Source organism: Paraburkholderia sp. BL6669N2 (genome assembly GCF_003387275.1).
GTDB lineage: Bacteria > Pseudomonadota > Gammaproteobacteria > Burkholderiales > Burkholderiaceae > Paraburkholderia.
Map to the genome: position 1 here is coordinate 1,402,913 of NZ_QUNA01000002.1, position 26,290 is coordinate 1,429,202.

General features: G+C 56.1%; 19 protein-coding genes and 2 pseudogenes. 11 read left to right on the plus strand and 10 right to left on the minus strand.

Annotation, left to right across the window (positions count from 1 at the left end):
* The first annotated feature begins 50 nt into the window (after positions 1 to 50).
* Positions 51 to 380 carry a helix-turn-helix domain-containing protein gene (locus tag B0G80_RS28835; protein WP_258879062.1) on the plus strand — a complete coding sequence of 110 codons (330 nt, stop codon included), beginning with the start codon at positions 51 to 53 and terminating at the stop codon, positions 378 to 380.
* A gap of 267 nt (positions 381 to 647) precedes the next feature.
* Positions 648 to 4,694 carry a hypothetical protein gene (locus B0G80_RS28840; protein ID WP_116121404.1) on the plus strand — a complete coding sequence of 1,349 codons (4,047 nt, stop codon included), beginning with the start codon at positions 648 to 650 and terminating at the stop codon, positions 4,692 to 4,694.
* A 52-nt stretch (positions 4,695 to 4,746) separates the two neighbouring features.
* Here B0G80_RS28840 and B0G80_RS28845 read toward each other — a convergent pair whose 3' ends face one another.
* The gene (locus B0G80_RS28845) at positions 4,747 to 5,586 is read right to left on the minus strand and encodes a DNA adenine methylase (protein ID WP_116121405.1); all 840 of its coding nucleotides are present in this window, start codon (positions 5,584 to 5,586) and stop codon (positions 4,747 to 4,749) included.
* Between the two features lie 534 nt (positions 5,587 to 6,120).
* Between B0G80_RS28845 and B0G80_RS28850 the strand changes: the two genes are divergently transcribed.
* The 7 genes from B0G80_RS28850 to B0G80_RS28885 all read left to right on the plus strand — a co-directional run bounded on the left by B0G80_RS28850 (position 6,121) and on the right by B0G80_RS28885 (position 13,058).
* On the plus strand, positions 6,121 to 6,804 hold the full coding sequence (locus tag B0G80_RS28850) for a hypothetical protein (RefSeq protein WP_116121406.1): 684 nt from the start codon (positions 6,121 to 6,123) through the stop codon (positions 6,802 to 6,804).
* A gap of 154 nt (positions 6,805 to 6,958) precedes the next feature.
* Positions 6,959 to 7,552 (plus strand): hypothetical protein, encoded by a 594-nt coding sequence (locus B0G80_RS28855; protein WP_116121407.1) that lies wholly within the window; start codon positions 6,959 to 6,961, stop codon positions 7,550 to 7,552.
* A gap of 268 nt (positions 7,553 to 7,820) precedes the next feature.
* Complete coding sequence (locus tag B0G80_RS28860; RefSeq protein ID WP_116121408.1) at positions 7,821 to 8,363, plus strand: hypothetical protein; 543 nt, start codon at positions 7,821 to 7,823, stop codon at positions 8,361 to 8,363.
* A gap of 331 nt (positions 8,364 to 8,694) precedes the next feature.
* Complete coding sequence (gene dcm / locus B0G80_RS28865; protein ID WP_116121409.1) at positions 8,695 to 10,077, plus strand: DNA (cytosine-5-)-methyltransferase; 1,383 nt, start codon at positions 8,695 to 8,697, stop codon at positions 10,075 to 10,077.
* Positions 10,078 to 10,085: 8 nt separating this feature from the next.
* Positions 10,086 to 11,183: a hypothetical protein gene (locus tag B0G80_RS28870; protein ID WP_116121410.1), complete on the plus strand. Its 1,098-nt coding sequence runs from the start codon at positions 10,086 to 10,088 to the stop codon at positions 11,181 to 11,183.
* Between the two features lie 42 nt (positions 11,184 to 11,225).
* A complete protein-coding gene (locus B0G80_RS28875) occupies positions 11,226 to 12,254 on the plus strand; it encodes a hypothetical protein (RefSeq protein ID WP_116121411.1) in 1,029 nt (342 codons plus the stop codon).
* A 555-nt stretch (positions 12,255 to 12,809) separates the two neighbouring features.
* Positions 12,810 to 13,058 (plus strand): type II toxin-antitoxin system Phd/YefM family antitoxin, encoded by a 249-nt coding sequence (locus B0G80_RS28885; protein WP_116121413.1) that lies wholly within the window; start codon positions 12,810 to 12,812, stop codon positions 13,056 to 13,058.
* A gap of 19 nt (positions 13,059 to 13,077) precedes the next feature.
* Here the strand turns inward: B0G80_RS28885 and B0G80_RS47315 are convergent.
* Together B0G80_RS47315 and B0G80_RS28895 are read right to left on the minus strand one after the other, a co-directional pair.
* A pseudogene (locus B0G80_RS47315) lies at positions 13,078 to 13,296 on the minus strand (IS630 family transposase); the annotation flags it as partial.
* Positions 13,297 to 13,771: 475 nt separating this feature from the next.
* A complete protein-coding gene (locus B0G80_RS28895) occupies positions 13,772 to 14,248 on the minus strand; it encodes a histidine phosphatase family protein (RefSeq protein ID WP_116121414.1) in 477 nt (158 codons plus the stop codon).
* 273 nt (positions 14,249 to 14,521) lie between these two features.
* Between B0G80_RS28895 and B0G80_RS28900 the strand changes: the two genes are divergently transcribed.
* Positions 14,522 to 15,325, plus strand: a complete 804-nt coding sequence (locus B0G80_RS28900; RefSeq protein WP_116121415.1) for a DUF2278 family protein — start codon at positions 14,522 to 14,524, stop codon at positions 15,323 to 15,325.
* Between the two features lie 658 nt (positions 15,326 to 15,983).
* On the opposite strand, the gene B0G80_RS28910 is transcribed toward B0G80_RS28900, so the two are convergent.
* The 5 genes from B0G80_RS28910 to B0G80_RS28925 all read right to left on the minus strand — a co-directional run bounded on the left by B0G80_RS28910 (position 15,984) and on the right by B0G80_RS28925 (position 21,295).
* Positions 15,984 to 16,256 carry a hypothetical protein gene (locus tag B0G80_RS28910; RefSeq protein WP_116121417.1) on the minus strand — a complete coding sequence of 91 codons (273 nt, stop codon included), beginning with the start codon at positions 16,254 to 16,256 and terminating at the stop codon, positions 15,984 to 15,986.
* A 396-nt stretch (positions 16,257 to 16,652) separates the two neighbouring features.
* Positions 16,653 to 17,060, minus strand: coding sequence for a hypothetical protein (locus B0G80_RS45445; protein WP_147309932.1), 408 nt, complete (start codon positions 17,058 to 17,060; stop codon positions 16,653 to 16,655).
* An 853-nt stretch (positions 17,061 to 17,913) separates the two neighbouring features.
* Positions 17,914 to 19,851, minus strand: coding sequence for a helix-hairpin-helix domain-containing protein (locus B0G80_RS28915; protein WP_116121418.1), 1,938 nt, complete (start codon positions 19,849 to 19,851; stop codon positions 17,914 to 17,916).
* A complete protein-coding gene (locus tag B0G80_RS28920) occupies positions 19,848 to 20,618 on the minus strand; it encodes a PP2C family serine/threonine-protein phosphatase (RefSeq protein ID WP_116121419.1) in 771 nt (256 codons plus the stop codon). Before B0G80_RS28920 ends, B0G80_RS28915 begins: the two co-directional genes overlap by 4 nt.
* On the minus strand, positions 20,615 to 21,295 hold the full coding sequence (locus tag B0G80_RS28925; protein WP_147309933.1) for a VWA domain-containing protein: 681 nt from the start codon (positions 21,293 to 21,295) through the stop codon (positions 20,615 to 20,617). The genes B0G80_RS28920 and B0G80_RS28925 overlap by 4 nt, the downstream gene beginning before the upstream one ends.
* A gap of 80 nt (positions 21,296 to 21,375) precedes the next feature.
* Between B0G80_RS28925 and B0G80_RS28930 the strand changes: the two genes are divergently transcribed.
* On the plus strand, positions 21,376 to 22,326 hold the full coding sequence (locus B0G80_RS28930) for a hypothetical protein (protein WP_147309934.1): 951 nt from the start codon (positions 21,376 to 21,378) through the stop codon (positions 22,324 to 22,326).
* 329 nt (positions 22,327 to 22,655) lie between these two features.
* On the opposite strand, the gene B0G80_RS28935 is transcribed toward B0G80_RS28930, so the two are convergent.
* Together B0G80_RS28935 and B0G80_RS28940 are read right to left on the minus strand one after the other, a co-directional pair.
* Positions 22,656 to 24,536 (minus strand): ATP-dependent endonuclease, encoded by a 1,881-nt coding sequence (locus tag B0G80_RS28935; protein WP_116121421.1) that lies wholly within the window; start codon positions 24,534 to 24,536, stop codon positions 22,656 to 22,658.
* Between the two features lie 1,161 nt (positions 24,537 to 25,697).
* Positions 25,698 to 25,784 (minus strand): annotated as a pseudogene (locus B0G80_RS28940) (transposase domain-containing protein); the annotation flags it as partial.
* Positions 25,785 to 26,290: the final 506 nt, after the last annotated feature.

Here is a 26,290-nt window from a genome sequence, read left to right on the forward strand (position 1 = left end):
AGTGTGAAAAATGCGAGGGTCTGATGCGGGAAGTTTCGTTCAGTTGTGGAATGGAAGCGGTGCTGGACCTGTTTGGCGGCAAGTGGAAGCTTCTGATTCTTTACCACCTAATGCACAGCAAGCAGTTGCGTTTTGGTGAATTGAGGCGGCTGGTTGGCAACGTGAGCGAGAAGATGCTGAGCCAGCAACTCAAGGAAATGACCAGCGACGGCTTGGTTCGTCGTATTGACTTCCGCACGGTCCCGCCCCATGTTGAATACGAACTGACCGCGTTCGGTAGGGATTTCGGGATAAATCTCCAGCCCATGTGTGAATGGGGTAGCCGGAACATGGAAGAGATTAGCGCAATTTCGTCTGCTCGCAACGTTCGCCACGCGTAGTGCATCTACGTGAGCAGCCTTAAAACGGTCCCCGACCGAGAACTTACTTTAAGTATGTACCGTCATTTTGGTTACTGCCGCACTAGATGTCTTCTGGTGTTGTCCTATCCCAATATCTCGAAGATATGCGAGCTGAGCTATCTCAAGCGCTGGGAGAGGCTATGTGGGCGTCTGCGATGGTCGAACGGCTAACCTGCCCTTTTCGAGGCGCAGGTTCTCGAGCACCATCTTTTCGCCAGAAATCCGTCACCTCGTGAACTGCTCGCCATGAATGACCGTCAAGTGTTGCAACTGTATCCGCCTAGGGACCGAGCCTCTGCAGCATCGCTGTTCGGCTTCGCGTCCTTTGGTTTGGCGCGCAACATTGTGCTGCTTGGCGACCCTGGTGCTGGGAAAACCCATCTTTTCAAATCGGCGGCGGCCGCTGCTGGTGGCCGTTACCAGACTGTACGTGCATTCCTGAACGCACCTCCGGACTATAGCGGCGACACAATCTTCATTGACGCGCTCGATGAAAAACGCTCGAGTCGGGGCGACGATGACGTGGTCGACGCGATTGTGCAGAAGCTGTTCTCGAACCCACCAGCGAAGGTGCGCATCTCGTGCCGCGCACAGGACTGGCTTGGCGATTCAGACCTCGAGGCCTTCCGGCAATACTTCGACAGCCATGGCGGAGTGAGTGTGGTCAGCCTGTCGGCCCTGTCACCGCATGAGCAATACGAGGTGCTGGTCGAGCACGGAATGAGCCCGTGGGAGATCGAAGGATTTCTCGCGGATGTCGATGAACACGGTCTCGGCGATTTCAGGAACAATCCGCAGGATCTCAAGATGCTCGCCACATCTGTGACAAGCGGTAAGTGGCCTGCAACGCGTGCGGATTTGTTCGAGGAGTCCACCACCCTGTGGCTAGCCGAACAGAATCGGGAGCACTCCCGCCGCGACGAGCATTCCGCCGAAGTGATTCGCGAGGTAGCGGGCGCGCTCTGTGCTCTGCGCCTGATTAGCGATATTGAGGGGTTTGCACTCGACCGAAGCAGTCGAGACGCTGTGCACCCTGACGCAACGGACATCCCTTTTCTTGACACGCCGGTTGTCCGCGCGACTCTTCAGAGACGCGTCTTTACTTCGATTCCGGGTATCGCAGCGGTTGACTACACGCATCGTACAACGGCCGAATATCTCGCCGCAGGGTGGCTTGCATCCCAGCTCGAAAAAGGCTTGTCCTTCCGGCGGCTGAGCACCCTGCTTGGCCACGATGGCCATCCGGCGTCCGAACTGCGTGGCCTCCATGCCTGGCTGGCGGTCTTTGCTCCGAAGTTTGCCGGGCAACTCATCAATGCGGACGCGTATGGCGTGTTGTCCTACGGCGACCCGGCTTCGCTCCCGCCTACCCTGCGCCTTTGTCTGCTGCGCGCACTTTCGAACCTGGCGACAAAAGACCCGTGGTTCCGGTTTGGGGATCGCGGGCAACGGACCGAACGGCTTGCCGGCATGTCCGGCCCCGAAATGACGGATGAATATCGTTCGATCATGCGCTCACAACCGGCCAACGCACTACGCCCGCTTGTGCTTGAGGCGCTGGCTGTTGGTGCCCCGGACTTCGCGCTGAGGGATGATATTGCGGCTGTCATGACAGACGGCAACGCGCTTCAGGTAGAGCGGGAGAATGCGCTGGCGGCCCTCCTGAAGTCAGGTCGCGATGGCGAGGCCGCCGTTCTGCATGCCTACAGACATGACCTGGGATTGACTGCGCCTGACCTCCAGCTTCGGGCGGAAGCGATTGCACAAGGTTACGGAAACCTGTTCGGCCCCGACGACGTGACTGAGCTGTTTGCAGCAGTTGAGCGTTGCGATGAGAAGTTGAGCAGACGCCTCTATCTGTGGCATCTGTCCGACGCGATTCCGGTATCCGACATACCAGCGGTACTCGACAGCATGTGCGTGGCGGCCGATACGCCCTCCCCTGATTCGCCGGCGCGCAACGAATCAGTTGTGTCACACGCTTTGAGCCTGATGCTCGGCAAGCTTTTCAATAGCGACCAGCAGATTGCGCCTCGGAGCCTCTGGAACTGGCTGGACAGGCTCTGCGGCGACGAGGCTTCGATGACGGCCTACACGGGTCTGAAAAAATCGTTGTCTGGAAGGAAAGCTGACGTCCTGGCTGCAGTTGGAGTGGGCCTGCTTCAGTTGCCCGCCGACACGAACCCGTATCTGTTCTTCCAGCGCCTCCAGGCGATGACGGCGGGCGCGATTGATGTCACAGAGTTTCTAGACACGTTCGCGAGTCTCGTTGAGTCGACTTCGCCAGAGGAACCAGGTCTGCCAGTCGTATATGAGCTAGCCATCTGGCTGTTATATGGGCGGACGGCCGAGCGCCCCGCTCTTTTCGAACGACTCTATAAGTTGGGTGCGCAGGAGAGTCTCAGGACGCGCAGGGATGCGATGCTGGTCTCCGAAATCTCTGAATGGAGGGCGGCAGATGTCAGGCGCAAGCGCGACGAGTGCGCCCAGGCCGAAGCAGCGAAAGTGAATGGTATGTCGTCGTTTTCGCGACACGAGGCCGAAATTCGCGCAGGTACGGCGTCTGGCTGGATTGGCTGGGCCGCCGAGGTGTATCTGGGCAAAAGGGCCGACGTCAACCATGGTCTGACACCTCGTGGTCGCCTTTCGGAATTCCTTGGCGACAATTTTGCTGAATCAGCTCTTGTCGGCTTGATCGCGACAATTGGCCGGCCAGACATTCCCGAGGTCGAGAACATTGCGGCCAGATCCTTGAGCGGATCAATACCACATTGGTGGCTCGCAGTTGTTGCCGGACTCGATGCGCGTTACGAGCAACACCCCGGCATCGAAGGGATTCCAGACACACTGGTTGGGGCGGCGTTGGCGATTGACCTTGTCTGCCCAACCAGCGAGCGCGACGGGAACACGTCGCGACGCAAGACCTTTGACTGGAAAGCGACGGCGTTGTTAGCGAGGCCCGCACTTGCGCTCAATGTCTATCTAAAGGTAGTACGAACGGACCTCCGTGCGCGACCACAAAGCGTTACAGGCATTAGCGAGCTGCTTTCAATGGATGAGTTTGCGTGGTGTCGTGCTTCTGTTGCGATGGAAGTGTTGAACGGTTATCCAAATCTGGCCGAGCACTATCTACGCCGCTTGATGGAAGTCGTGGTAGCCGACGTTTCAATCCGTGACGACTTTCTGGCGCTCGCGCAAAATCGTCTGGCGACAGGCGCACTCGAACCGCACGCTTACCCATATTGGCAGGTATCGGCGTTCCTTTTGCAGCCTGACGAGTTTGAGTCAGGATTCGTCGAGGGCGCCAGGATTCATGTTGCCCTGCTCTGGACTCTGAAAGACTTTGGCATAGCCGGCAGAGGCTCGCGTCGCGTCATTCCGACCTCTACACTTGAGCGCATTGTTGTCGTCGCGGCGAGCCATTTCCCCGATGCTCCGCACCCTGAAGGCGGATGGTCGGGCGACCGCAACCCGTGGGATGGCGCAGAATTCGTGAAGAGGCTTATCAACATGATTGCTCTCGACACCAGCGCAGCCGCGACATCCGCCCTTGACCGTCTGGCGAGCACTAATGCGCTGTCACCCTACAGAGACAATCTACTTCATGCCGCTGCGGAACAACGTGCACGCCGGCGTGATGCAGAATATCAGCAACCTGACTGGACGCAGACTATCGCGACCCTGTCAAGCGGCGCACCTGCGAATATCGCTGACTTCCATGCGTTGGTTGTGGACACTTTTCTTGATGTAAGCGGATGGATTGCAAACTCGAACAGCAACGTCTATAAGCGTTTCTGGAATGAGGATAGTTTTGGCCGAATTAAAGACCCGAAATCCGAGGAGAGCGGTCGAGATGTTCTGATTGACTTCCTTCGCGACCGTCTTCGCATGAAAGGCGTCTCGATTGAACCTGAGGGCCGGATGGTTCACGGCAAGCGCGCAGACATTGTCGTGACAGGGCGTCATTTCAAGATACCGGTTGAGATTAAGCGGAACTACCACGCTGATGTCTGGGCCGCTCCGATGTCGCAACTGGATCGCCTCTACACACGCGACCCCGATGCATCGCGGTACGGTGTGTATATCGTTTTCTGGTTTGGCACCCTGGCGGACAAACAGACGCCTCGGCATCCGGAAGGCGTTGCTTTGCCTGCTTCAGCTTCCGGGATGTCAGCCCAACTTGTAGACCTGCTGCCGGACGAGCGCCGGGCAAACATCGCGGTCGTCGTGATCGACGTGAGTGGACAGCCCAAAGCGCTCGAAGGTGTGACATCGCGCGGGCGGGACGCCTAAACGCATTGGCGGGGCGGCGCCGACCCCGTCAGCAGGCATAGGGATCTCCCAACTAACGAAAGATTGCCAGCAGCTCACCAACATTTCCACGCTTATCCACATCCGCGCTAACCGAACGGCGTGCGCTATATGAATGAATTTCAGCACCGGCGTATAGCTCTCGGGCAAACTCGCAATCGTGATTTGATATGGCCACTGCCACGCCGCGCGATGCGAGCTCCCTTGCGAGCTGGGCAAGTTCCTGTTGACGATCCATACCAAAGCCCACAGCGCCGTAGCCAGTGAAACTGGCCGCACCGTCCCGGTCACAATAGGGAGGATCGGCGTAAACGACGTCGCCTCGCACCGCAGAACGCATCACCGTTACGAAGTCTCCGTCCACGAACGTTGCACGACGCGCCTTGTTCGCAAAGCCGAGGATTTGGCCATGAGGAAAAGTCGGGACGCGCGGTGGGTGCCCATAAGGTACGTTAAACGTTCCCTTCTTGTTATACCTGCATAAGCCGTTAAACCCGTGTTTGTTCAGGTAGAGAAACTGCGCCGCTCGTAGCAGTCCACTGCTGCCGTTGTTAAACGATGCTCGTATCTCCAGATATCGTTCCTGTGACCGATAAGACTCGTCGAAAAGCGGCAGCGCGACTTCGATGAATTCATGAGGTCGTGCAGCGACCTCCCGGTACAGTTCGACGAGGTGCGAATTGCTGTCGCCAAGCAGGTACTCCTCGTAGTCTGTTCCCAAGAAAATAGCACCGCCACCGACGAATGGTTCAATCAGCCGGCGGCCGTGCGGAAGTCGCGGAAGGACGTGTTGAAGAACGCGGGACTTGCCCCCGACCCATTTAAGAAACGGCCGACTGGATGGCGCCGCCTGTGATGTTGGATGTTTTTGCATCCAACGTATGGCGACGCCGTTTTATCCCGACCTCCGAACGGCTTTGACTCCGTGCGTATAAAGGTGTAGACATCGCGAGTCTCGCAGGCCGCGCCTTCTTGCACATCTGCCGATCAGCTATGCGGCTACGAACGCTCCTGAAACGGGAAGCGCATGACGGCTTAGCCCTGCAAACTAGCGGGCTGAAGGCAACCCGTGCATCACAGCCCGATACCCCGGCCATGCTTCCTGCCGGACATATGACATTGCGCCAATCAGCGTCCCGATTCGGCTCGCGTAGTCGCGTGAATGTGCAAATCATAATCCACCCAATTCGAGCAATATAGAATTATATAATCATGTGATTTTACTCACATTATCTTAATTTCGCATCTCGTAAATCATTGTCGAATCATTTTCCATCTGGCACGTATAAATATTTAATTATTTTTCAAACCCCCTTGTTTTATACGAAGACTGCAAATACCATTCGCTCACTCTATTAACCGCAATCGAGAGCTCTTCTCGAGCGATTCCACCAAAGTTATTCAGTTTATGACCGCGACATCATTTATCGGCGCCCGAATCAACACGTACCAACCGGAAGACTCCGCGCCCCAAGCGCTCAAGGCGCTTGCAGGCGAGCCCTACCTTTTTGTGAAGCCGGATTGCCCGCGCTGGGCACGACATGCACGCAAAAAAATTGCGGCTTCGTTGCTGGTCTTTCAGACGCCCGATGGGCCTGTGCTCGTCCTCCACTATCGCATGCGAGAACTCTTCTTCTTCGTCGTCGCCGATTTTGGCGACCCCGAGGTATGTCAGCTGCTCGATTCATGGAAGGCCAAAGGCGTCCTGCAAACCAGGATGGCCCTTGGTGGCAAGATGGTTACTGCTCTGGAGCCAGCAAAAGACCTGCACCTCTTTGACAAATTCAGGCAAGAGGCGAGACATCGCGACCCGGTCGCATTTGTACGAAGCTCTGCATTTCTGCGCGAAGCCGAAATCTTTGAGCGATATGCGGTTGAGGTGGCGAGCCATGGGCCGGACCGCATCGTCAACGGGTCCTTGGACATCGACGTGAAAATGCTTGCAACCGAACAATTCGCTGACGCTACGGTCAGGCATTTCATGCAGGAGCGCCCCGATGTGGTCACCGACATCCTTCAATCGGTAGCGAAGGATTTCGGCATGGTCCCGAATTCCACCGATTCCACAGTAGATACGGACAAAAACGAATGAAAGTTGCGCGCGTCTGTGCGTGTCTGGTTGCGCGCAAGCCTGCGTCTAACAATTCAATCCATTGCAAAACGAAGTCGATCGCTATACAAAATCCAGCTGCACGAAAGCCCATTGGACGGCAGTCGATACAGGAAGCACGAAAACAGGAAAAAATATGCAAGCAGTTCAGAAATCCGTCAACCAAAAGGAACTCTCAGCAGCCGACCTCGATGTCGAATTGATGGGTTTCATCACCGACTATCTCGCGACGGTCGAACACCCATGTTCGTTCTTTGTCCGAGCTCGCGAGCTGTTGACAAACGAGGACGTGTCGCCCGACGAGTGTTGCGTCCTCGTCGCGCTTCTCAATAAAACGGCGTCAGAATTTCCAGCGACGGCTGCGAAGTACGAAGCCAAGGTCATCACCACGCGCGAGGACGAACACTTCGCGGCTCTGTTCCTTCGCGATGAGACCGTCGCCCTGCCAGACCACGCGATTAAATCCCACTGGAACGCCCCGTTTCCCCGGCGTCTGCTCATTGTTTACCAGTTCGCCGACGCGACAATTCTGGAGAACGTCCCGATGACTGAGTCGCTCATTCACGACCTATGCATTTGTGGGGTGACCGCCCAGTCTGGAAGTCGGCCAACATACGCCGAATTGGGCGGCGATGTGGTTGACACCCCCTGGGATAGGCCAATCTATGTTCTGGATAACCGACATATCTACAGAAACGATATGGAGCAGGACAAGTGCTTGTCCACATAGGCAAATCGACGCTTTCCACCCTCTCGTCCCAATCTTAATTGCCGAGCAGCGAGACCCCCTCTCGCTGCCATTTTTATCGCCGGCGTAGCGGGCCCATCCCACTGTGCATCAAATTTTCGCAACCATGCCGACGTTGTCTGAGACAATTCATAGCCACGATAGGTGCGCCTCCGGTGACGAAGTTCAATCGTCCGAGCAGTCAAACACTACAGTCATCGCGACCGGTCCTGCGACAGTCCGAAGGTTCTTCAGCGAACGATCAACGCCGGTGCTTGACCAGATATGGCACCTGTCGCGACGACATCGCGATACATGTTTCCTGATACCGCGCACGGAATTGCCAGATGAACTTGCGCAGCAGTTCACGGAGAGAAAATGCGTCGTCGTCCCGGCGAAAACACAATGGGACATCGCGGCGGCTGTGCACTCTAAAGACGCGTCGATTGGCTACGCTGAGCTTGCGCTGCAGTCTGGCGACACAAATGACCTCAAAGTCGTTTTAGCCCTCAACAACAAGACTCTCCTCATCGATTTCGACGGCCTTCGCGAGCGTGTGTTTCAGGCATTTGAAGCCGAACTGCCTATCGTACACAAGGCACAAGACTCATGTGCATTGGCAGTTCATCCTTATCGTCCACATCAGCTGGACATGCTGCTCAAGGAAGCGAACGCATCGCTCACCACAGATTGGCACGACGCAGGACTTTCGTTCGAGGACGAAATCCGACGTCGACTACGCTGCAACCTGCCGCGCAACATCATTGTCATTACCGACTGCGTCGATATCGCTGGCGCGGCGGAACACGATTAATCCGGATATCGCTTCTTGATGTAGCTTTCCCCGTGTCCAAGATGCCATCCGATATTCTCGGTCCAGTCGACACTGCGAAGTTGCCGCGTCGGTTGCGAACTCAGACGGCGAGTGACTCTCGGGGCGTGGAATGCCCTCTTTTTCGCATTTTCCGTGCGCCCTCATAGGTTTCCGGATAACACCCCCGCCCGGCATCCGGGTCCAGCCTTAACCGCACTCCACTTCCGCCATCTCATGTCGTCGGCATGATTCGAAAAGTTTTCGAGAATTTTCGACGAAAGGCTAAAACCGATCGCTTCACCTGTTTCCACCATCGCAATAAGGAAACAGGATGTCGTACACGAAGGACAACGCCACACTTAAGGTCGCAGAACTGTTCGCGGGTGTCGGCGGATTCAGGCTTGGCCTGGAAGCCGTTCACGGAACACCGTTTCAGGTCACATTCAGCAACCAGTTTGAACCGTCAAAAAAAATCCAGCACGCCAGCACTATTTACAAGACGCATTGGCCAGAAAAAACGCATATCAACGAAGACATTTTCGCTGTCCTCGCTTCCGAATCAGGCCAACAGGCGATACGAGAAGCTGCGCCCGACGTGGTGTGCGGCGGCTTCCCGTGCCAAGACTACTCGGTAGCTAAACCGTTGTCTCAATCGAACGGTCTTGCAGGGAAAAAGGGTGTCCTCTGGTGGTCCATCGCAACGTTACTGAAGCAGCGAATTGCTAACAGCGAACCAGTCAAATACCTCGTACTCGAGAACGTTGACCGGTTGATTTCCAGTCCTGCATCGTGCAAAGGGCGTGATTTTTCCGTCATTCTCGCTACGCTAAATTCACTCGGATATGCGGCTGAATGGCGAGTCATCAACGCAGCTGATTACGGTTACGCGCAACGTCGTCGACGCGTTTTTATTGTCGCGTACCACAAGTCGACGGACGTATACCGGACCTTACGCTTGAAGGGTCCCGAGTCTCCTGATTCAACGTGGCTGTCTCAGACCATTCTGGACGAGGCATTTCCGAGCATTCCGCGCAATCCTCTGGACGGCGCAGCCTCCGCGCTAAAAATTTGCGCCGAACCATTCGACGAACAGCTTAGATATCGCCCTCTCTCGAACGGCAAATCGCGATTTGCAAACTGTGGAGTCATGTTCGACGGTGAAGTTCGAACCCTCGCCGTCGACCCGGCAACTGTCACTGACTTTACCGAGTTCACCGGCCGCGCCAAACCACTCACGCTCGGAGACATCGTCAAACAGACAGGTCCAGTTCCGACCGCTTTCTACGTAAAGCCAGAGGACGAAGAGAAGTGGCGTGTAGCGAAAGCGGCGAAGAGCACCCCACGCGTGAAAGACGGCTTCGCCTACAACTATACCGAAGGTGCGATGTCGTTCCCCGACCCTTTGGACCGCCCGTCGCGAACGGTCATCACGTCAGAAGGCGGGACGACAGCAACGCGCACGAAACACGTCATCCGTGAGTCTAGTGGCCTGCTTCGCCGCCTGACTCCCGACGAGCTCGAAGCGCTCAACGGATTTCCGCGCGATTTCACCGCTCATCCGGGAGTGTCCGACGCCACGCGTGCACTACTCATGGGAAACGCGCTAGTTGTGCCTCTCGTGACCCGTGTTGGCGAAGCATTACACAAAGCCCACTCCCGGCATACGTGCGCGAGCCAAAACGCGCAGCCATACCAAACACGCGGAACTAACTGAAAGACAAAATGATTATCGACCCGCAACCTCTCCGTGAATACATCCACGGCGAAGACCACCAGCAATCGCAACGCTACTACACCGACGACGCTATGGGCGACATTAGTGATGCGTGCTCAGACTATCCGTCTCGAGATTTGCAACGCCTTCTCAGCGAGGCTGCGCGCCTGATTGACATCCACGACGACGGGACTTCCGCCTACTATGAATCCCTTGACCCAGACGTTGTAGGCACATGGGTTCTAGGTACCTCGTGGAATAACCATGCCTCGTACGACGCCGAAAATGTAGGTCTGATGCGCGATGTGCTCGAACACTATCGCGACGTGATGCGTTGTGCTTCCGTGTACGCTGACAACACATACGACGAAACCTGGCGCTTGCTGAACGATGAGAATTGGCTAGATACCCTCAGTTTCTCGGAACGCCAGTTTGCAATCAACAGCCTCCGACACCCAGGATTGCGTAGGGCTGCTGAAGCGCTTATCGAGCGCAGGCGATTTCGTTCGCGTCTGTGCAAACACGACAGCGCTCGTCAGGCGCAACATTCGCGTCTGAGTCCTGTCGACTGGCCGGAGCTGTTTGAATCGGTCGAGCCGACAGATGATACCGTCACGTACGCTCGCGTCCTCTACGAAGAGCTACCCGAGCGAATCCAGGATTTGATTGACGAGCAATCTGTCCTCCTCATCCGATGTGACTCGCTGAACGAGTCCGAGCACTCGGCACTCACCCACGCGGCGTCAAAGCTCATTTTCGGCATTGACGTTTGTGGAACGCCAGCCACTTTCGAAGTATTTGCAGGCGGTCTGTTGCGGATACCAGTTATCGCGAACCGCAATCTGCTAAAAGAGATTCGAAGCCACCTGACGGTTGTATACGTGTTCGCAGACTACGCACTTCTCGTCGAGTATCCGTGGCGTGGCATGACAGGGAAAGCGCGAATCGCCTCCGCAGAGTCTTTAGAAATACAGGCCTTCAAGAATCCGGTTCTCGTGTCCTCTACCGTAACGGATGACCTTCTTCCATGCAGGTTCATGGTCAACCGCGTAGAAGGACTGCCGACGAGCCGTCTGGACCTCTGGGCGGACGACGTCCCTTTCTGAGTCATCTGCACGGGTATTTCACATATCACACCACTCAACATCATGTTCAACCACACCAACTCTGCCGCGCCGCACGACGAAGTCCTGCGACTTTTCGAGTACGCCAAATCATTGCTCGACCTGCATCAGGACACGGGCGTCGAATTCTGGAGAAATATCGATGAGACCGCCCTCGAAGTTTGGGTCCGCGAGGACCACGCTGACAAATCGAAACTTCTAGGCTCGCGCGACACGCTTACAGACCTGAGAGAACTGTTGTCCAGGCATCTCGCGAAGATGCGATGCGCCGCTGAATGGGTTCATCGCCTCATTGAGGTAAGTGGCAACTCTCACCTCAAACCTGACGGCAACTATTGTCCTCCGTTCTGGTCCCTTTGCCATGACTATCCTGCCCTCGTTCGGGACTGTTATCGGCACGAAGACTTGCCGCACGCAATCTTGACGCTGATGAAAAGGTGGTATCTCCCGTCGCCGTCAGGCGACGCGGCGGGTGTCACGCAATTTCTGCAACATACGCTCATCAAGACTTCCGAAAGCGAGCCGCTTGCCCGTTTCCTTGCGGAGCCTTGGCTAGCGGGCCACCGATTTTATGTCGACCGCGACTTGCTCCAACCCATCATCGGGAACGCGACCAACGAACGGAAGGTTTTGATAATACCCCGGTTGAAAGAGTGGCAAGAGAGTTTACACGCACTGACGTCCGCGAACGCTACGCCTGTGATTGAGAAAGGCACGTCAACGGAGCGACTAATCGAAACATTCTCCGATGGCTTGCTCCGCCTTTCGATACTGGGCGGTAGCGAATACCTTGAGTTGGTTCGGAGTCGCATCGCCGTGCTGTATCTGCTCGATACCGGCGCATTGTTCGTGGAATACCCGTGGCATCGTTTCGGTTCCGGTCAACGTAGGTTAGACCAGCCACACGCGATCGCATCTGGACGACTTCCAGTTGAGGGCGCGCAATACCCAGTCGAGCGACGTGACGATATGACAGTAGTCGTAAACTGGATTGGAGAACGCATCACCGAGCTACCGAAATGGCACGTCAATACGGGAAGGTCATCAACCTGACTCAATAACACGCCGCTCAGCATGCGCAGTGCATGAGATGTGCCGTTTAAATCTCTAAACGATAGAGCTGCCGAGTGCGCTTCTATGGCTGGATCGCTGCTAGCGCAAAGCAATATCAACTCGAAGGACACATTTGGCGTCCTCAAACTATTTGCAGGTGTGGGCGGATTGCGGACCAGTACTGTCCGCAATCCGCTTTCGCATGGCACTGAGCGTTTCGATCAGTCGCAGGCAGCAAATGCATTCGGAAAGTTTGATGCCGGTTCTGTTTAAAATGGGCAAATGGCCACGCCCTCGCGCGAGGCTAGCATTCCCGTCTTAACTCATGACCTAAAATGGAGACGCCATGCAAGTAGAAGGGATCTGTCATTGCGGGGCAATCAGGTACGAGGCGATTGTTGATCCCCAGACAGCAGGCATGTGTCATTGCAGCGATTGCCAGACGCTTCCTGGCGCCCCCTTTCGGGCGAGCGTTCCGGCCAGGATGGAAGACTTTCGTCTTCTTAGTCGGCGCCGGCTAGTCTAGACTGAACAAATCCAAAGAGGAGTGATGCCATGGAAGCCATCAGCATTTTGCGAGCGAAGTCTATACTGTCGCGCCTTGTGGATGCCATCGAGGGAGGACTAGAGCGCGAAATCATCATTAGCCGAAACGGGCGGCCAGTGGCCCGACTAGTTCCGATGGAAAGAGCGCAGCCCGAGAAACGCATTGGCGTGGCGAAAGGCAAATTTGAGGTTCCCGATTCCATTGATGCGTCCAACCGAGAAATATCAGAGCTGTTCCTTGGAAAGGGTTCGTCCTGAACGTTCTCTGCTTCGGCATCTAGTGTTCCGTCCCAGAAATAACTTTGCATAGGCGGGCCACTTTTTGAAGGATTGAATCGGCGGTTGCTGTCCAGATGAACGCGCGTATGTGCTGGTTGTACTGCTGAACACAACGCTCGATGCTGGCAATCAGGTCGCGCACATTCCTGAAGGAGCCACGCCGGATTGCCTGCTGCGTGATCAACCCGAACCAGCGCTCCACCTGATTGAGCCAGCTCTCCGCAATCTTCTCCGTGGCAGACCGAATGGCGGCAAGGATGACCGCATCGCGAATAGGCCACGGGTAATTGATTGGCCCTAGACCCCGGCTTATGGATGGGAATCAGTAGTTCGACGATCTGGACCTCGTGACAGTGCCGTATCTCGCCGATAGTATGCAGATTTCCACGATAACCTCTTGTCTTCAGTGACAAATTCGTAGCGCCGAAGATGCGTTTCAGCGCTGCGCAAACCAAAGACGGTCGAATAGCAACCCGTTTGCAATCAGACAATGCGTATCGCCTCCGTTCGAAATCCATTGAGTAATGCTCGATCACTTCAGCGTCAACCGAAGCTTCTCCGACGACTGTTGGTCAGCGAGCATGCCGAAGCCGTCCTGTCGGTATCCAGGCCAATATTGACTTGCTTTCTCTTCTGCCACACTCCCACCTCGGACCGATATGTTGCGAAGCAACATTGCGGCGCACGCTTGCCTAGAACGGCTCTTCAACCTGTTCGACCGTGGACGAAGCATCAGCGAATCGAACTTGCAAAAGGAGGTTGAACACAGTGTGATCCCAAGGATCCGGATAGTCCCCGGCCTTGCAGCCGAGCATCCGCAACAGCGACGGAATATTCCCGTGGTGCCAGCAGACGAGCACCTTCTTGTTCGCATATTGCGGCGCAGATAAAAGGGTTTGTGCCAGAGCGCCGTAATCCTGATCCGCGACGGTAGCATCAATCGGCTTTCCAATCTTTCTGGCCAACGGCTCAACCGTTTCATACGGCCGCGCACTGTTCTTCGAAATCGCCGCTGCGAATATAAAATCCGGTGGGCCGAATTTTTCCGGTATGTAGGACGCCAACTCCTCTGCCCGCGCGCATCCAGCCTCCGAAAGGTTGGGATCAATCGGATCGACTGGTTTCTCCGCGTGGCGCATGACAAGAATAAGCGTGGGCTTCGATGACATACTGCCTCCTGTATGCTCGCCTGAAAGCGCAGCATAGGTGCGGCGTATTTCAGATAACCTACGCTCTGCCGAGATGTGCGCGGTAGAGCACATAGCATCCGACGACGCCTCGAGGTTTTCGGTGGTAACCCGCACAATCTAGCGTGGCATGCTCCTTATCCGGATGGTGCGAAGCGAGGCGCCGTCACGCAGATCCTCCCGAAAACACTGAGCCGATTTGCGACAGACCGGACGACCGGTTTAACTAATTTTCTGTGTACCGAGGAGCGCAATATGGGACAGATCAACTACAGTTGTCTAAAAGGAAAAATCGACCGCTTCAAGCCTGCACCAGCTGGCAACCCTCATCTGTGGATGCTGATTGACGCGGGCTCTGACTCATTCTTCGCGACGGTCAATGTGCAGTCGTCGAAAGGCATGCCGGGATTGCCAGTAGCTGAGAGCTACCTGAACTTTTTGGTCGATGAGGATTTCCGGCATCCGATTGTCGCTCATCTACGTCAGCTCAAATCTGGTCTTGCGGACCAGGAGCGTAGCTATGCGGCGGGCGCTGTTGACTACATCAAGGGAAACTTGTTCGATCCTCGCAAGATGCGCGTGCTGCCGAGCCAGAGTAGTGGCGGGGACGACCTCGTACACCGTCTGAGTGCATTGCTCGGTCTCGCCCGCGAGCAGAACGACGACATCGTCATCGTCGGTAGCCAGTTTCGAACGTCTCGTGGCCAAACGGACGCCGTCTTCGGCGAGACCCCTCAGTTTGGCATCGACAACACACATATGGCTCAGGGAGACCCGCCCGCCATAGATAAAAAGCTTCACGAGAATGGCACGTGGCATGACGGGGCGATCTTCCTGCTGAGCACCAACACGGACCGTGTCACGGCCATCTTTCTCGCCTTCCAGACACAGGCCTGGCAGACGGACGCAGAAGGACAGCCCCTGGATGGCACCACGGGCTTTGAGGCACCGCGCTACGATTTCAGCGGTGGCGGTCTTGGCAACCTTTTGCCTTCAACACCACCCCCCGCCGAGTTCACCTCCCTCAACCGGCTTGCAACGGCACTGGAAGACTTGTGATTGCGAATATGTCCACCGGATCTCTGGACGTGTCTGGCTGGTCAGTGACGAAACCTGAAACGTCCCAGGAACTGCAGCCGACAACCATTGCCCCGGGCCAGCCACTCACAATCGATCTCCCTGACAATTTCCTTGATGACGCCGGAGGCATCCTCTCCTTGCTTGATAACCGTGGTCTTAAGGTCGACGGAGTCGCCTATCTTGGCGGCCCTGCGGCAGGGTGGAGTACGAGTTTCGCGACGTGAATGCATTCCTCAACGTACGTTGCTACGGCGAACTTAAAACGCAGCTGGAAATGGTTGCGCCGTATCCACCCAATAAGAAGCTTTCCGGACGACGTCGCTATTGGCCGTGGCGTGGGAGGTGCCTTGTATGAGTCTTATCCTGAACGAACTCGACGCTGACGACAACATTACGTTGTCTCGCAGCAATCCGCGTGCTAAAGATCTAATTTTTTGTCAGTCGGTCCAGACGAAACTCCAGGCACCTCCAACACCAGGATTTTAGGAAGTTTCGGACTTGATTACTCCGTGATTCCCACAAGCAAGGAGTTGGCGACCGCTAGGATATATCTGGCCGCATCGAGCGCGGCCCGATACTGGTGGCCATTTTCACGACCTGCGCGCAGCCTGCGGCTCGAAGACCCCGGACCAAGTCGCTATTGAGCCGCCGTCAGTTTCAGTCCCGGTCTCAGCGTCGGCGATGGATCCTGTTGACCCTTTCGCTCGTCTGATACCTGCTCGATACCTTTCCTTGTCACTTCCTCCAGAAAGGCCAGGCGGGCCCGGTAGTAATCTGCGCGTAGCTGCGCATCCAGCACATGCTGCTCAGCCTGAAACAGCTCCATGCGCAGGTCATTCAAGGCACGTTCAGCCTGTTTCTCGGGAGTAGGTGCGTGACGTAAAGCCCAGTTTGCAAGCCATCGCAGCATGGTGAAGCCCTCCTGTCGTCGGATGCTCTGCCACTGCCAAGGCTATCAAAGTCTGGTACGGATGTCTGTCAAAAAGAGTCAGGACGTCGCATGTTGCATAAACCGCACACGGCTTCCTGCGCGCGAGAAAGTTGTGATACCCATCGGTTGACGTAGACACGAAGTCCCCTTCGCTTACGAATGCGCGGCTACGCTGTCGAACGCAATTCTGTGTACCAAGGTCCGGATGGGGCCCACCGCCTCCATTCCCGTCGCCGGCTTTTTCTACCGGCGGCATTGGATTCTCACCGTCGCATCTTCCATACGTCGATGAGGCGCAACCCATTCCGTTGCTCAAGCGCTGGAAGCAACTATCCAGACGCTCGTGCGATCGCGTCCGGCTGCGGCCCCCTCGAATCAATGATGCTCGCGTTGCAGCATAGCCGGTTGCGCGTCTGCTGCACTTGGGACGGCTGACGCACCGTCAGCAGACGAGGGGTTATTTCTTGAGTTCAATGCACCATCGTCTCGACCGATTTCCCCTGCTGCCACCTCACTCGGCGATGAAGCGCCGGTGGTTTGCGGCGGCTGGACGGCCACCATCGGCTGAGCTTGTGACAACGCCGAGGCGCCTCCAGTGGTGACAGCCGCATCTGACGCTAACACGTGCGCGTTTGATACCGTCGATATTTCCGGCGCTGACGATTCCACCACGGCCGACGCATCGGTGGCTTGAGGAGGCGCTGTGGTCCCAGAGTCATTTTTCTTTCCCGAACCGAAAATAGCCAATCCGGCGACCACCAGGATTGCAGCGCCGATGCCCATGCCAGCTCGCTTGGTGTTCGACCCGTGACAGGACGGGCACTTCAACGATACAGACCTGCCTTTCGGGTACCAGGTGTGTCCGCAGTCAGCGCATTTGTTCAGTGGTCGCTTTGTAGTTCGTGTGGTGGCCATAATGTTCGAGTTGTATCTCTCTTAGTGGTCGGGCCAGCGGCTCAGGGAACGCAGCTCATACCGATATCGCGGTATCCGTAGTTGCATTCATATCGGCCGCCGTCAACGCTGAGATGAGCGTTTGAAGGAATGAACACTTGTGCGCACCTGTCTGCGATCAGATGGAATCCCCGATCACATTCCCAACCGACAGAGGTATTAGCCAGATGGGCATTCGGCGGAGTAACCGGTGCCGCACAGACGTCCCCCGTACGTGCGAACCCGAAGTCGCAAACCCAACCGCCTGCATCTCCCTGCCTGTGTGCGTGTGGCGGCATTGCAGCCATTACGCATCCCGTGGGATCACGCTGATATCCAGGCGGACAAGTCTGGCTATAGGCGCCGCGTGCATAGGGGTTTCCAGAAGCCTGCGGACACCCGAGCCGATCAACGCCGGGCGGACACGAAGAAGACGGGAGAACTGGAGGAACATTCGCGGCTTGGCGCGCCGGTTCTGCGATAGCTCCGCCTACCGCTCCGACCGATCCATTAGAAGGCGATGCCAATGAAGGCGCAGGGACCGTCGCCACCGGCTTTCCCCGGAAAGCCGCGAAAAATGCAGATAGTGAATCATCAGGAGAAGCCTGCTCAGGGGTTTGGGCGCGATTTGAAGTCGCTTCCAGCACGCAAAAAACCGTAACCGCCATGAACACGACACGGGAGAGCCTACGTCGCATCTTTGTCATTTCCGACTAACCGCAACATCTGCATCCGCCTGGTCGAGAGCAAGGGCCGCCGCATCAAGGTGTGCGCGCGCGGCCTGCCGTACGGCCAGCGCCGAAGAGTGCAACTGCTGGATCTGTGCAACGCCGTCACGCATATCTCGCTCGAGCTGCATTTTCTCTCCGGCAATCTTCGCATTCAGCGCAGTGATGTCCTGCTGGGGCACACCTCGGGTCGGATCAAATCGAAACTTCGCGGCGATTTTCCCCTTCCAGGCGAGAAGCCGCTTCGCGAGGGCGTCGCCGATTCCCTGCACTCTGACCACCCGGTTGTATTCGATGTCGTTTGCAGTCTCAACGCCGAAAGAGGCCAGAGCGCTGATTCGCGTAGGACCGATGCCATCAATTTCACCTTCGGCAATCAGAACGCCATCGAGAAATGCGGCAAGTTGCTTGTCGCGAATAGATGCATGAAGTTCCTGCATCAATCGCTGATATTTCGACGGCAAGCCATCGAAGTCCGTCTTGATGCGCTGCAGTTTCGCGAGCTCGCTGGACATACGTGGGTCATGCGTCAATTTTTCGTACGCTTCCAGCGCTATTCCAAAAGTTGACCGCGCTGCCACCGCAAGTTTCTCAAGCAAGGCGATTCTGTGTCCCTTGGGGTGTTTGACGGCCGCCAGCACGATTGCCCCACCGATGAGCGTCAGTATCCAGATTTCAGGCAAGGCAAGGGTCGCGAAGAAAGCGACAAGTGCGATTGCAGAGACCGCCGCGCGATACTTGAGGACTTCCGCTCGACCGTACGAGACGGCCTTCCCAATCACAGCGGATTGTGGCCGTTGATATGGAGCGAGAGACGGCAGTACAGCCAGCGATTGCGCCAGAGCCCAAAGTGAAGCGACGTCGCCACCAGCGGCAGCGGATGTTGGCTTATGGCCAGCGCCTCGAGACAGGAATGCGGGGCGGCCTCGAGTGTCCATGTCACACCACGGGCAACTCGCTTGCGACGGCGGATACCTATGGTCTGCGACCTGCCCGCAAGCTCGCAGCGAAGATTTGAAACTATCAAGCAAGCTAACCCACTCTCGGGCTAGCGGCCGACCGCCCGTCGCGCCATGCTCAGTAAAAGCACGTTCGAAAGCCCTCCCGACTTCCGGAGGAAAAAACGAAAGCGCAAGCGTATCCGGTGGCGAATCAACCTGACGTTGGCGTCGGTCATTCGCATACGCGAAACGGAAACCAGCGATCGCCTCCTCGATTGATCCATCACCCTTGCCTAATGGCACGCCAGAAAACGGATGGCGACCTAGAAACAACAACTGGAAAATCAATACCGCTAACCCGAAGTTGTCGTGATTGGCGGCACGCTCCCTTCCCCTGAAAGTGCCAACCTTTTGCAATTCCGGTGGCGTAAAAAGTAGAACTCCAACGTCGCAGGTATACTTGGTGCCGCCATCCGATATCTGGAATGAATCGCAATCGATTAGCTTTACTGTGCCGTTTCTTCCAACGAGAAAGTTGTTTTCGTTGACGTCGCCCACCACGTGGCCATGGGCATGCACTGCATCGAAGGAGGCGGCAACATTCCTTGCTACATGCACAAGAAATGCGTAGTTAGCATCGGGAAACAACTGCTTGCGGCTGGCAGGGCTGGAGAGGTTATGAATCGGCTGGTAGCCTTCAATCCGAGCCATAAGAAAGCCCGCTATCGCACCGCCCTTCTGGCGAAGCAACAGCTGAGTGGGCCATGCGGCTATCTGGCGGAGATGGCCATTGCCGAGGCGAACCATTGCCCGCAGTTTCGACTGCTTGTCGGTCGGCAGTGGGCTATGGTAAACCTTGGCCACTGAATCGCGACTAAACTCGGTTGACTCGAAGACGCTACCCTCGCCTCCTCGACCGATTTCCTTTTGCAAGGTAACGAGGCTACCTGCCTCGTCGTACAGTTGCTTCACGGCGCGCCCTCGTGAGCCTCTACTGCCAGAATGAGCGTCTTGTCATCGTCCGTGCGGGCGTTGACTCCGTCACTTGCAAGGAACACAGAGAGTGATTCAGAAAGACGGTCACAGTCTTCGGACCTGGCATCAAGCAAAGTTCGAAACATGGGCGTAAAGAACGGTGCATGGACCGATTGATCCGCGAAGACAAGTGCAAGGCGCTGCAGACCGTCCGTCATTAGGGCGACTTCAGCTGGGGAATCCTCCACCCGAATATGCAAATGCTGCGCAGCGAGTTCATCAGTCACGAAGTACGTCATGTTGGCGTACTCCCCTGACTCTGGCCAGAACACGCATTGGAGTTCCCCATCGCGGCGAACCACAATCGCACCGTCACCGACCTGGAAAAACATGGCCCGCTCCGGCCCAACGACTGCACCTACCAGCGTGCACGCGAAATCACGCATGCCACCCTCTACGCGCGCTGCTTCCGCGTCGATTGCCGCCCTGATTGCACCGAGAACGTCATGCGCCAATGCGGCAGTCATTTCAACGTCTGGCGCGGCGATAGCCTCGACAAGAAAGTGCCCACCAACCTCGCAGGCGATTTCAGCACCGGCCTCTGCACGGCTAGCGCTCCCCGCCCCGTCCGACGCGATTACAATCAACCAGTTTCTGCCGTCCGCGCCTGCGGCGGTGGTGACGAAACAGTTGTCCTGGCAAGGCAACGACTGTCGCGAGTGAGAGGTGCCTGCCACGCAAGAACTGACGAAGCGCCAGGTCACACCGATGCCCAACCTTCCGGCGATTTGAGAGCGACATCGGTACCAGGCGTGGACTGGGAGACCGAACTCAACGACCCGGACAGCCACATAAACAGCTCGTTGAATTTAAGACCACTAAGGGCAATCGGTGTACGAACAGAAATCTGACGAAGGACGTTCATGTCGGCGTTATTTACGCCAACTGTGAAGAACGCGAACTTCTTGCCGTTCTCACCTTCGCGAATCCGTTGTGCCGCCGCTTGCCAGGCATCCGTCGGCGCGCCGTCCGTAATCAGAAATATCCATGGCCGATAGTGACCGATGCCGGCCGCCCGATACTCGCTCTTTCTGGACTCGAGGGCATCCAGCGCCAGGTTAATCGCAGCGCCCATTGGGGTATTGCCACCGGCGCTCAGCACAGGCGGCACAAAATTGTGCGCTGTATGGAAGGAGGTATCCATCGTGACGGGTCCGAATGAGATCACCATAGTCTCAACCCGCTTGGCAGCAAGAGGATCTGATAGCAGCTCGCTTCTGAACTGTGCGAGCCCTGCGTTGAGCGCGTCTATGGGTTCGCCCGCCATTGACCCTGAGCGGTCAAGCAACAGGACACAGGGGCACCTCGGCTCCGGATTGTCGGCAAAACTATCCGTGCCAAACGCCGTTTGCATTGCAAACGGATTCTCGTTCTCGATCATGGTCTTCTCTCTGCGCTACGGTGTACACTCGTCCCGCTTGACATTCTAATTAATAATACTTTGGCTTCGATCATAGCAGCGTGAAAACCATGCAGGCAAGTAAAACACCGGCCTATATTGCGCTTGCCGTGGCTGTGGCAGCCGGGGCAATACTGTCGCCCAACAAAAACCAAGTGCCGACGCCCCATCTTCCAGTTGCCCCCACGTCGGCGCCAGACACCCCAAGTCCCGCGTCCGAACCTGCACCAGAGAAGACTTTGGCGTGGCACGACACGACATTAACCTGGGAAAATGTCCGGGTAAGAATCAACGCGCCACTGGCCACTGGGAGCTCGCCGGACTGCCACACTCCTACCGGCGATGAAAATGAAGTGGGCACGTGCGTGGGAATCGTATCCGGAGAAAAGCCAGTGGTGTGGAAGATCAGTACGGTGACGCAAAGAGACCGCTTTGTACCCGCCCGCTGGTTCATTGAGGCAAAAAAAGACATCCGGCAAAGCATGTCCGCTGACCAACTGGCAGCGCGCGTCAAAGCAGACGGTACGCTCACGTCCTCGATTTCGCTCGAGAATCCCGGCCTCATCGATCTGCCACCCTTGAAAGGCGAAGTTGCCATAGCCGGACAAGCAGGATATCGCCCCACCCAAGGCGCACCAATCGCCCCCATGACATGCGTTTTGGCGTACATTCTGGCAGCCAATCGCCCGACCCAGCTTTTTTACTGTTCGGCTGAGCGAGACACTGCTGTAAATGACGCTAGCCGTATGGTCGCGTCGATCCAGAAAATGAACCCGTCGATAGAGTTGCCGCGCGGCTCAATCCAAGGCATGGAAAGGACGGCGTACCAGAGACGCCTGAAGAAGAGCGGCGGCGCTGCGTCGAATCCGGCGCTCGTCAGCGCCGAGATTGATTATTCTGCTGCGACCAGGGACGACTGCCGAAGGTACGACCCAATTTCACAAGAACGCTTTGTCTGCTACGAGCAACGCGCCAAGGCCAGGATCGACCAGATCTCAGCACTTCCCGACTAACGATAAAGAAATCAGGTGTCCTGATACTACCCGAGCCGACCATTTAACACCTCTGCTCCACACCAGGTACCTAGCGACGCATAGAAGTTGAACTATCTAGAGAAGTTAATTTGCAGATCGCAGGGCTTAGGGCTCGGTAAGCACGAGACGGTCGATCTAGAATGGCGGCAAACCTCAGTGGTCAAGCGGGAATCTTTCGAAAGCTGTTTGCCGGTATCGCCTGGTTAGCTGGGTGTCTTACTAGCAACGGGCAGCAAGCCATATCGCCAAACCGTCTTCGTCGGCCTTAAACGTCTTCCTCCAACTCGCGCAGGCGATTCCATGTACGTCTATTTACCCGCCGCCTTGACCAGGACCTGCTGAAGCATATCTGGCACCACACCCTTGGATTTAAGTGTTGCCGTCCGATAGGCAAGTTGGTTTTTCGCGAGACTGATGCCTGCAGATTTTTCCACGTCTTTGCAGGCCACTTCCCATTCAGTCCAATTCTCCAGCAGGAAAGATTCCAGATGATCGCCAAAAATGGCGACGTCATCAGCAACGGTTGCAAGCGGAAAGTCCTCTTCGGCGCGCCCGAAATACCTGAGCACAGCACGATTCCCTGCGGCATGACCAGTTCGTTCTCCGGAGATTTGTGTCTGATCACGTCCTTTGGCCTTCGCACGAGCTTCGAAGCCACTGTCTGCGTCAAAGAGCGCATACACTGGGACACCAATAGTGGTCAGAATTGCATGCACGAGAGGGATGTTCCCCTTGCCCCCAGCCGGGACGACGGACACGCCGGCGGCCTCCAGCGAGCCGATAGACGTTCTGTCAGCGATGCCATAGAAAACTGATGACTCTGTGGTGCCTTCCACGATGAAGGCGCGATGCGCGAAGAGTGCCACGGTGAGCTGATTCTCTACGATGCCGTCCAGCTGACGGTCTATCTTGTCAGCACTAAGTACATCGTTCAGCCTGGCCTTCACCGCTGTAACCGTCGCAAGATGGACACTGACCACAGGAGTATCGCCAGATGATCTCGTCAGGCGCCTTACCTGGTCAAAATGCCGTGCCTCAAGAAAGTAAGGGCTGTGTGTCGCGTACGTCACCTGTATGCGCTTACCCGCGTCCTCGGCGAGTGATCGAAGCACCTTTGCGAAAGTCTGGGCTTGAATCGGATGCTGAAAAAGCTCTGGTTCCTCAATTGCCAGGCAGATGACACCTTCTGTCGACGCTGCCCCGGATTGTGCCAGAAGTTGCAGTGCTGAGATAAGCAGCGTACGCTGAAATCCGTGTCCCTGACGTTCTACAGCCGTTTCAGTTGCGCCATCGCGGACGGCCACCTCGAATGTGGTTCGGGGCGCTTTGAGCTCGACCTCGGCCGGTGAGACCGTGACAGCCCGACCAGGGGAGTAAGACATGACGACCTCATTAAGCTGTGTCGTTATTGCATCGAGCCTTGCTTTGAACTTCTCCTCGTAGACACTTTGCTGCCTTGCCCTCGACTCTTCGACGATTTTAGCAATTTCTTCATCTGCAGCAGCACGATCGATTGAGCGCTCAAGGATTCGACCTAGAATGCTTGACTTTCCGTCGACGGACTCCTCGCTCGCCCGGAGGTCAGCAGTGACTAAGACGAAATCGAAAAGTCCGCTCATCTTGCCGCCACTATTGAAGCCAAAGAAGTTTGTTTGCAGCGCTTCCGGAGCATCAACGAGCATTTCAGTATTGGAAGACTCCCAAGTAGTCATCGCTTGCTCTATCGCCGCACCTGAGCTGGCTGCCGGGAGGTTGAGGTCCGCGCGGCTGCTTCGTAGACTCGCGTACAACTCCTTCTTCGCCGTCGCACCGCTGGCTGCCTTTATTTCATTGAATTCAGGAAAGCTCTTTGCATTCGCCGACATGACCTCAGAGCCGTCAGTCGTCCAGCGCTTCCATGCGGTAAAGCTCTCGACTCCTGCGGGAGCATACTTGCCAAGTGCTTCGCGATCTTTCTCGGTCAGATCCATAAACGTCACTTGCACTTCAATTGGTTCTCCGGTTGCACCAAAGGAACAATCCTTGCCAGTCAACGTGCCCGATTTACCGTTAAAGTACCAATCGAGCGCCCTAAGCACAGTTGACTTGCCGGCACCGTTTGGCCCGATGAATGTCGTAACCGTGTCGAAAGGGATTGTCACGTCTTTCAGCGTGCGGAAGTTTTGTATGCGGACGGATTGGATTTTCATTGGGTTCTATGGGCTACTTTACGATTCTGGTTAAAAACAGCGTTACTGGTCACGACCCGTCACCACGAAACGAAGGCTTCCTGCCATACAAGTGGTAAGCGCCGCTGCCGGGCCACCAGCAGCAACTCGGTAGGCGGCACGATCTTGACCTTTGAGTGGTGTCGGTGGGCTTAGCCAGTGACGGCTAAATGTAGATCCCAAGCACTGTGTTCTCCGGAAAAAAGAGGCGCCGCCCGGAATGAGTTCAAGTAGGACATTGAGTCCGCAGATCAGGGAAACCTTGAACAGTCAGGCAAACGGCCATTGCTGCTTTTCCCGGAGCTTGATAGCTAGCGCTTTGCCTAACTCCATTCGTGACTCCATGCACGCGAACCTCAGCGATTCGTGGTAGTTGTTGTGCTAAAACCCGAGCACCTGGTCATCCCCATAGCGTTGTTGTTTGCTCCGTTCGGGCCAACGTTCGTTACCGTAAGTTGCGTGACGTCTGGAAAGGAAACTTGTGCCGCAAGATTTCCCGAAAGGAAAGATTTGAAGAATGTATACGGGAAACGTTGCCAATGCTAGGCAATTGGAATAAATTTCGCGCGATGTAGTGTGCAGACCTAGGTGCTTTGCGCCTCTAAAACTGCTTATCGCGGTTCACGCGTGCGGTCTACGAGGTTCGTCTGCTCTACGATTCGCGCAATCGAGGCTCTTCAGTAAACATCAACCGATCGATGTAATGTTAGATGTGTTACAGCAACGATCGGCCGAGTCGAATGCTAGGCCGGTCTATTGACTGCGATGGGCCGACGGCGGCCTTTGCTGAGGTAAAGCGTTCGCTCAAGCGTCGCTGTTCAATTCGGCGGTGCAAGTCAAGCAGGTTCCGCGCGCAACAGGTGGCCGATAGTGCAGCCCCCGGCCATCAATGAATAGTCCAGATAGGCCCCCCGGGTCACCGAGGCCGGGCACATCCTCAAAGTCAGACGTCATCTTGCTTGTGCACTATCCAGCACTGCTTCGCAGGTTATGACCCGTCGGTCGGAAGCGACGAACCAAGCCTGACATCTGACACGCCGGCTTGTTAAATTTGAAACCATCCGAGCACGCCCGTTCTTGACAGCCTGTTGAGCTCACGCGACGTTGCGGTAAAGGCTGATCGGCAACGATCCATGGCAAAAGTTAGTCGATGCGAGCAATGACGTGCCGCAGGTAGGCCTCAGGTTCAAGCGCATTCAGTTTGGCTGCACCGACCAGGGTGTAGATTGCGTTCGGTTTCTTTGTTTCGCGCTCCTATCTTCTGGCTGTAAGGCCAAGCGCATCTAGTGCCAGCACGATGGACGAAAATTCGGAAGCAATCATTGGAAAGGCGTTGCGCGCCGCAGCACTCGCCATCGGCGGATATGCGTGTTGTCCGAATTCGCATCGGGAAGTCAGCGCGCCCGTTATCGACAGCTAGATGACCGAAAGCTTCTCAGAAATTATCCTGTCAAGGAGGACCCGACGGACCAAGGCGTGCTCTAGGGGATGAGGTCACACGCCCGCTACCGGGAACATCAGGCCGGGTCAAGAGGAAGTGCTGCTTACTGCGTTCATGCCCGGCGCCTCTACGCCGATCCCTGACGCCCGGTGCTTGGGCGGCGAGAGCGCGAGTGCCGTAGACTTCGTAATCGCACGCAGTTCTCGTCGCCCGGACGATCGCTTTGCCGGGATCGCACGGATCGAGCCGATATTAAACCGAAGCCAACCGGATAGACCAGTATATAAATCCCGCA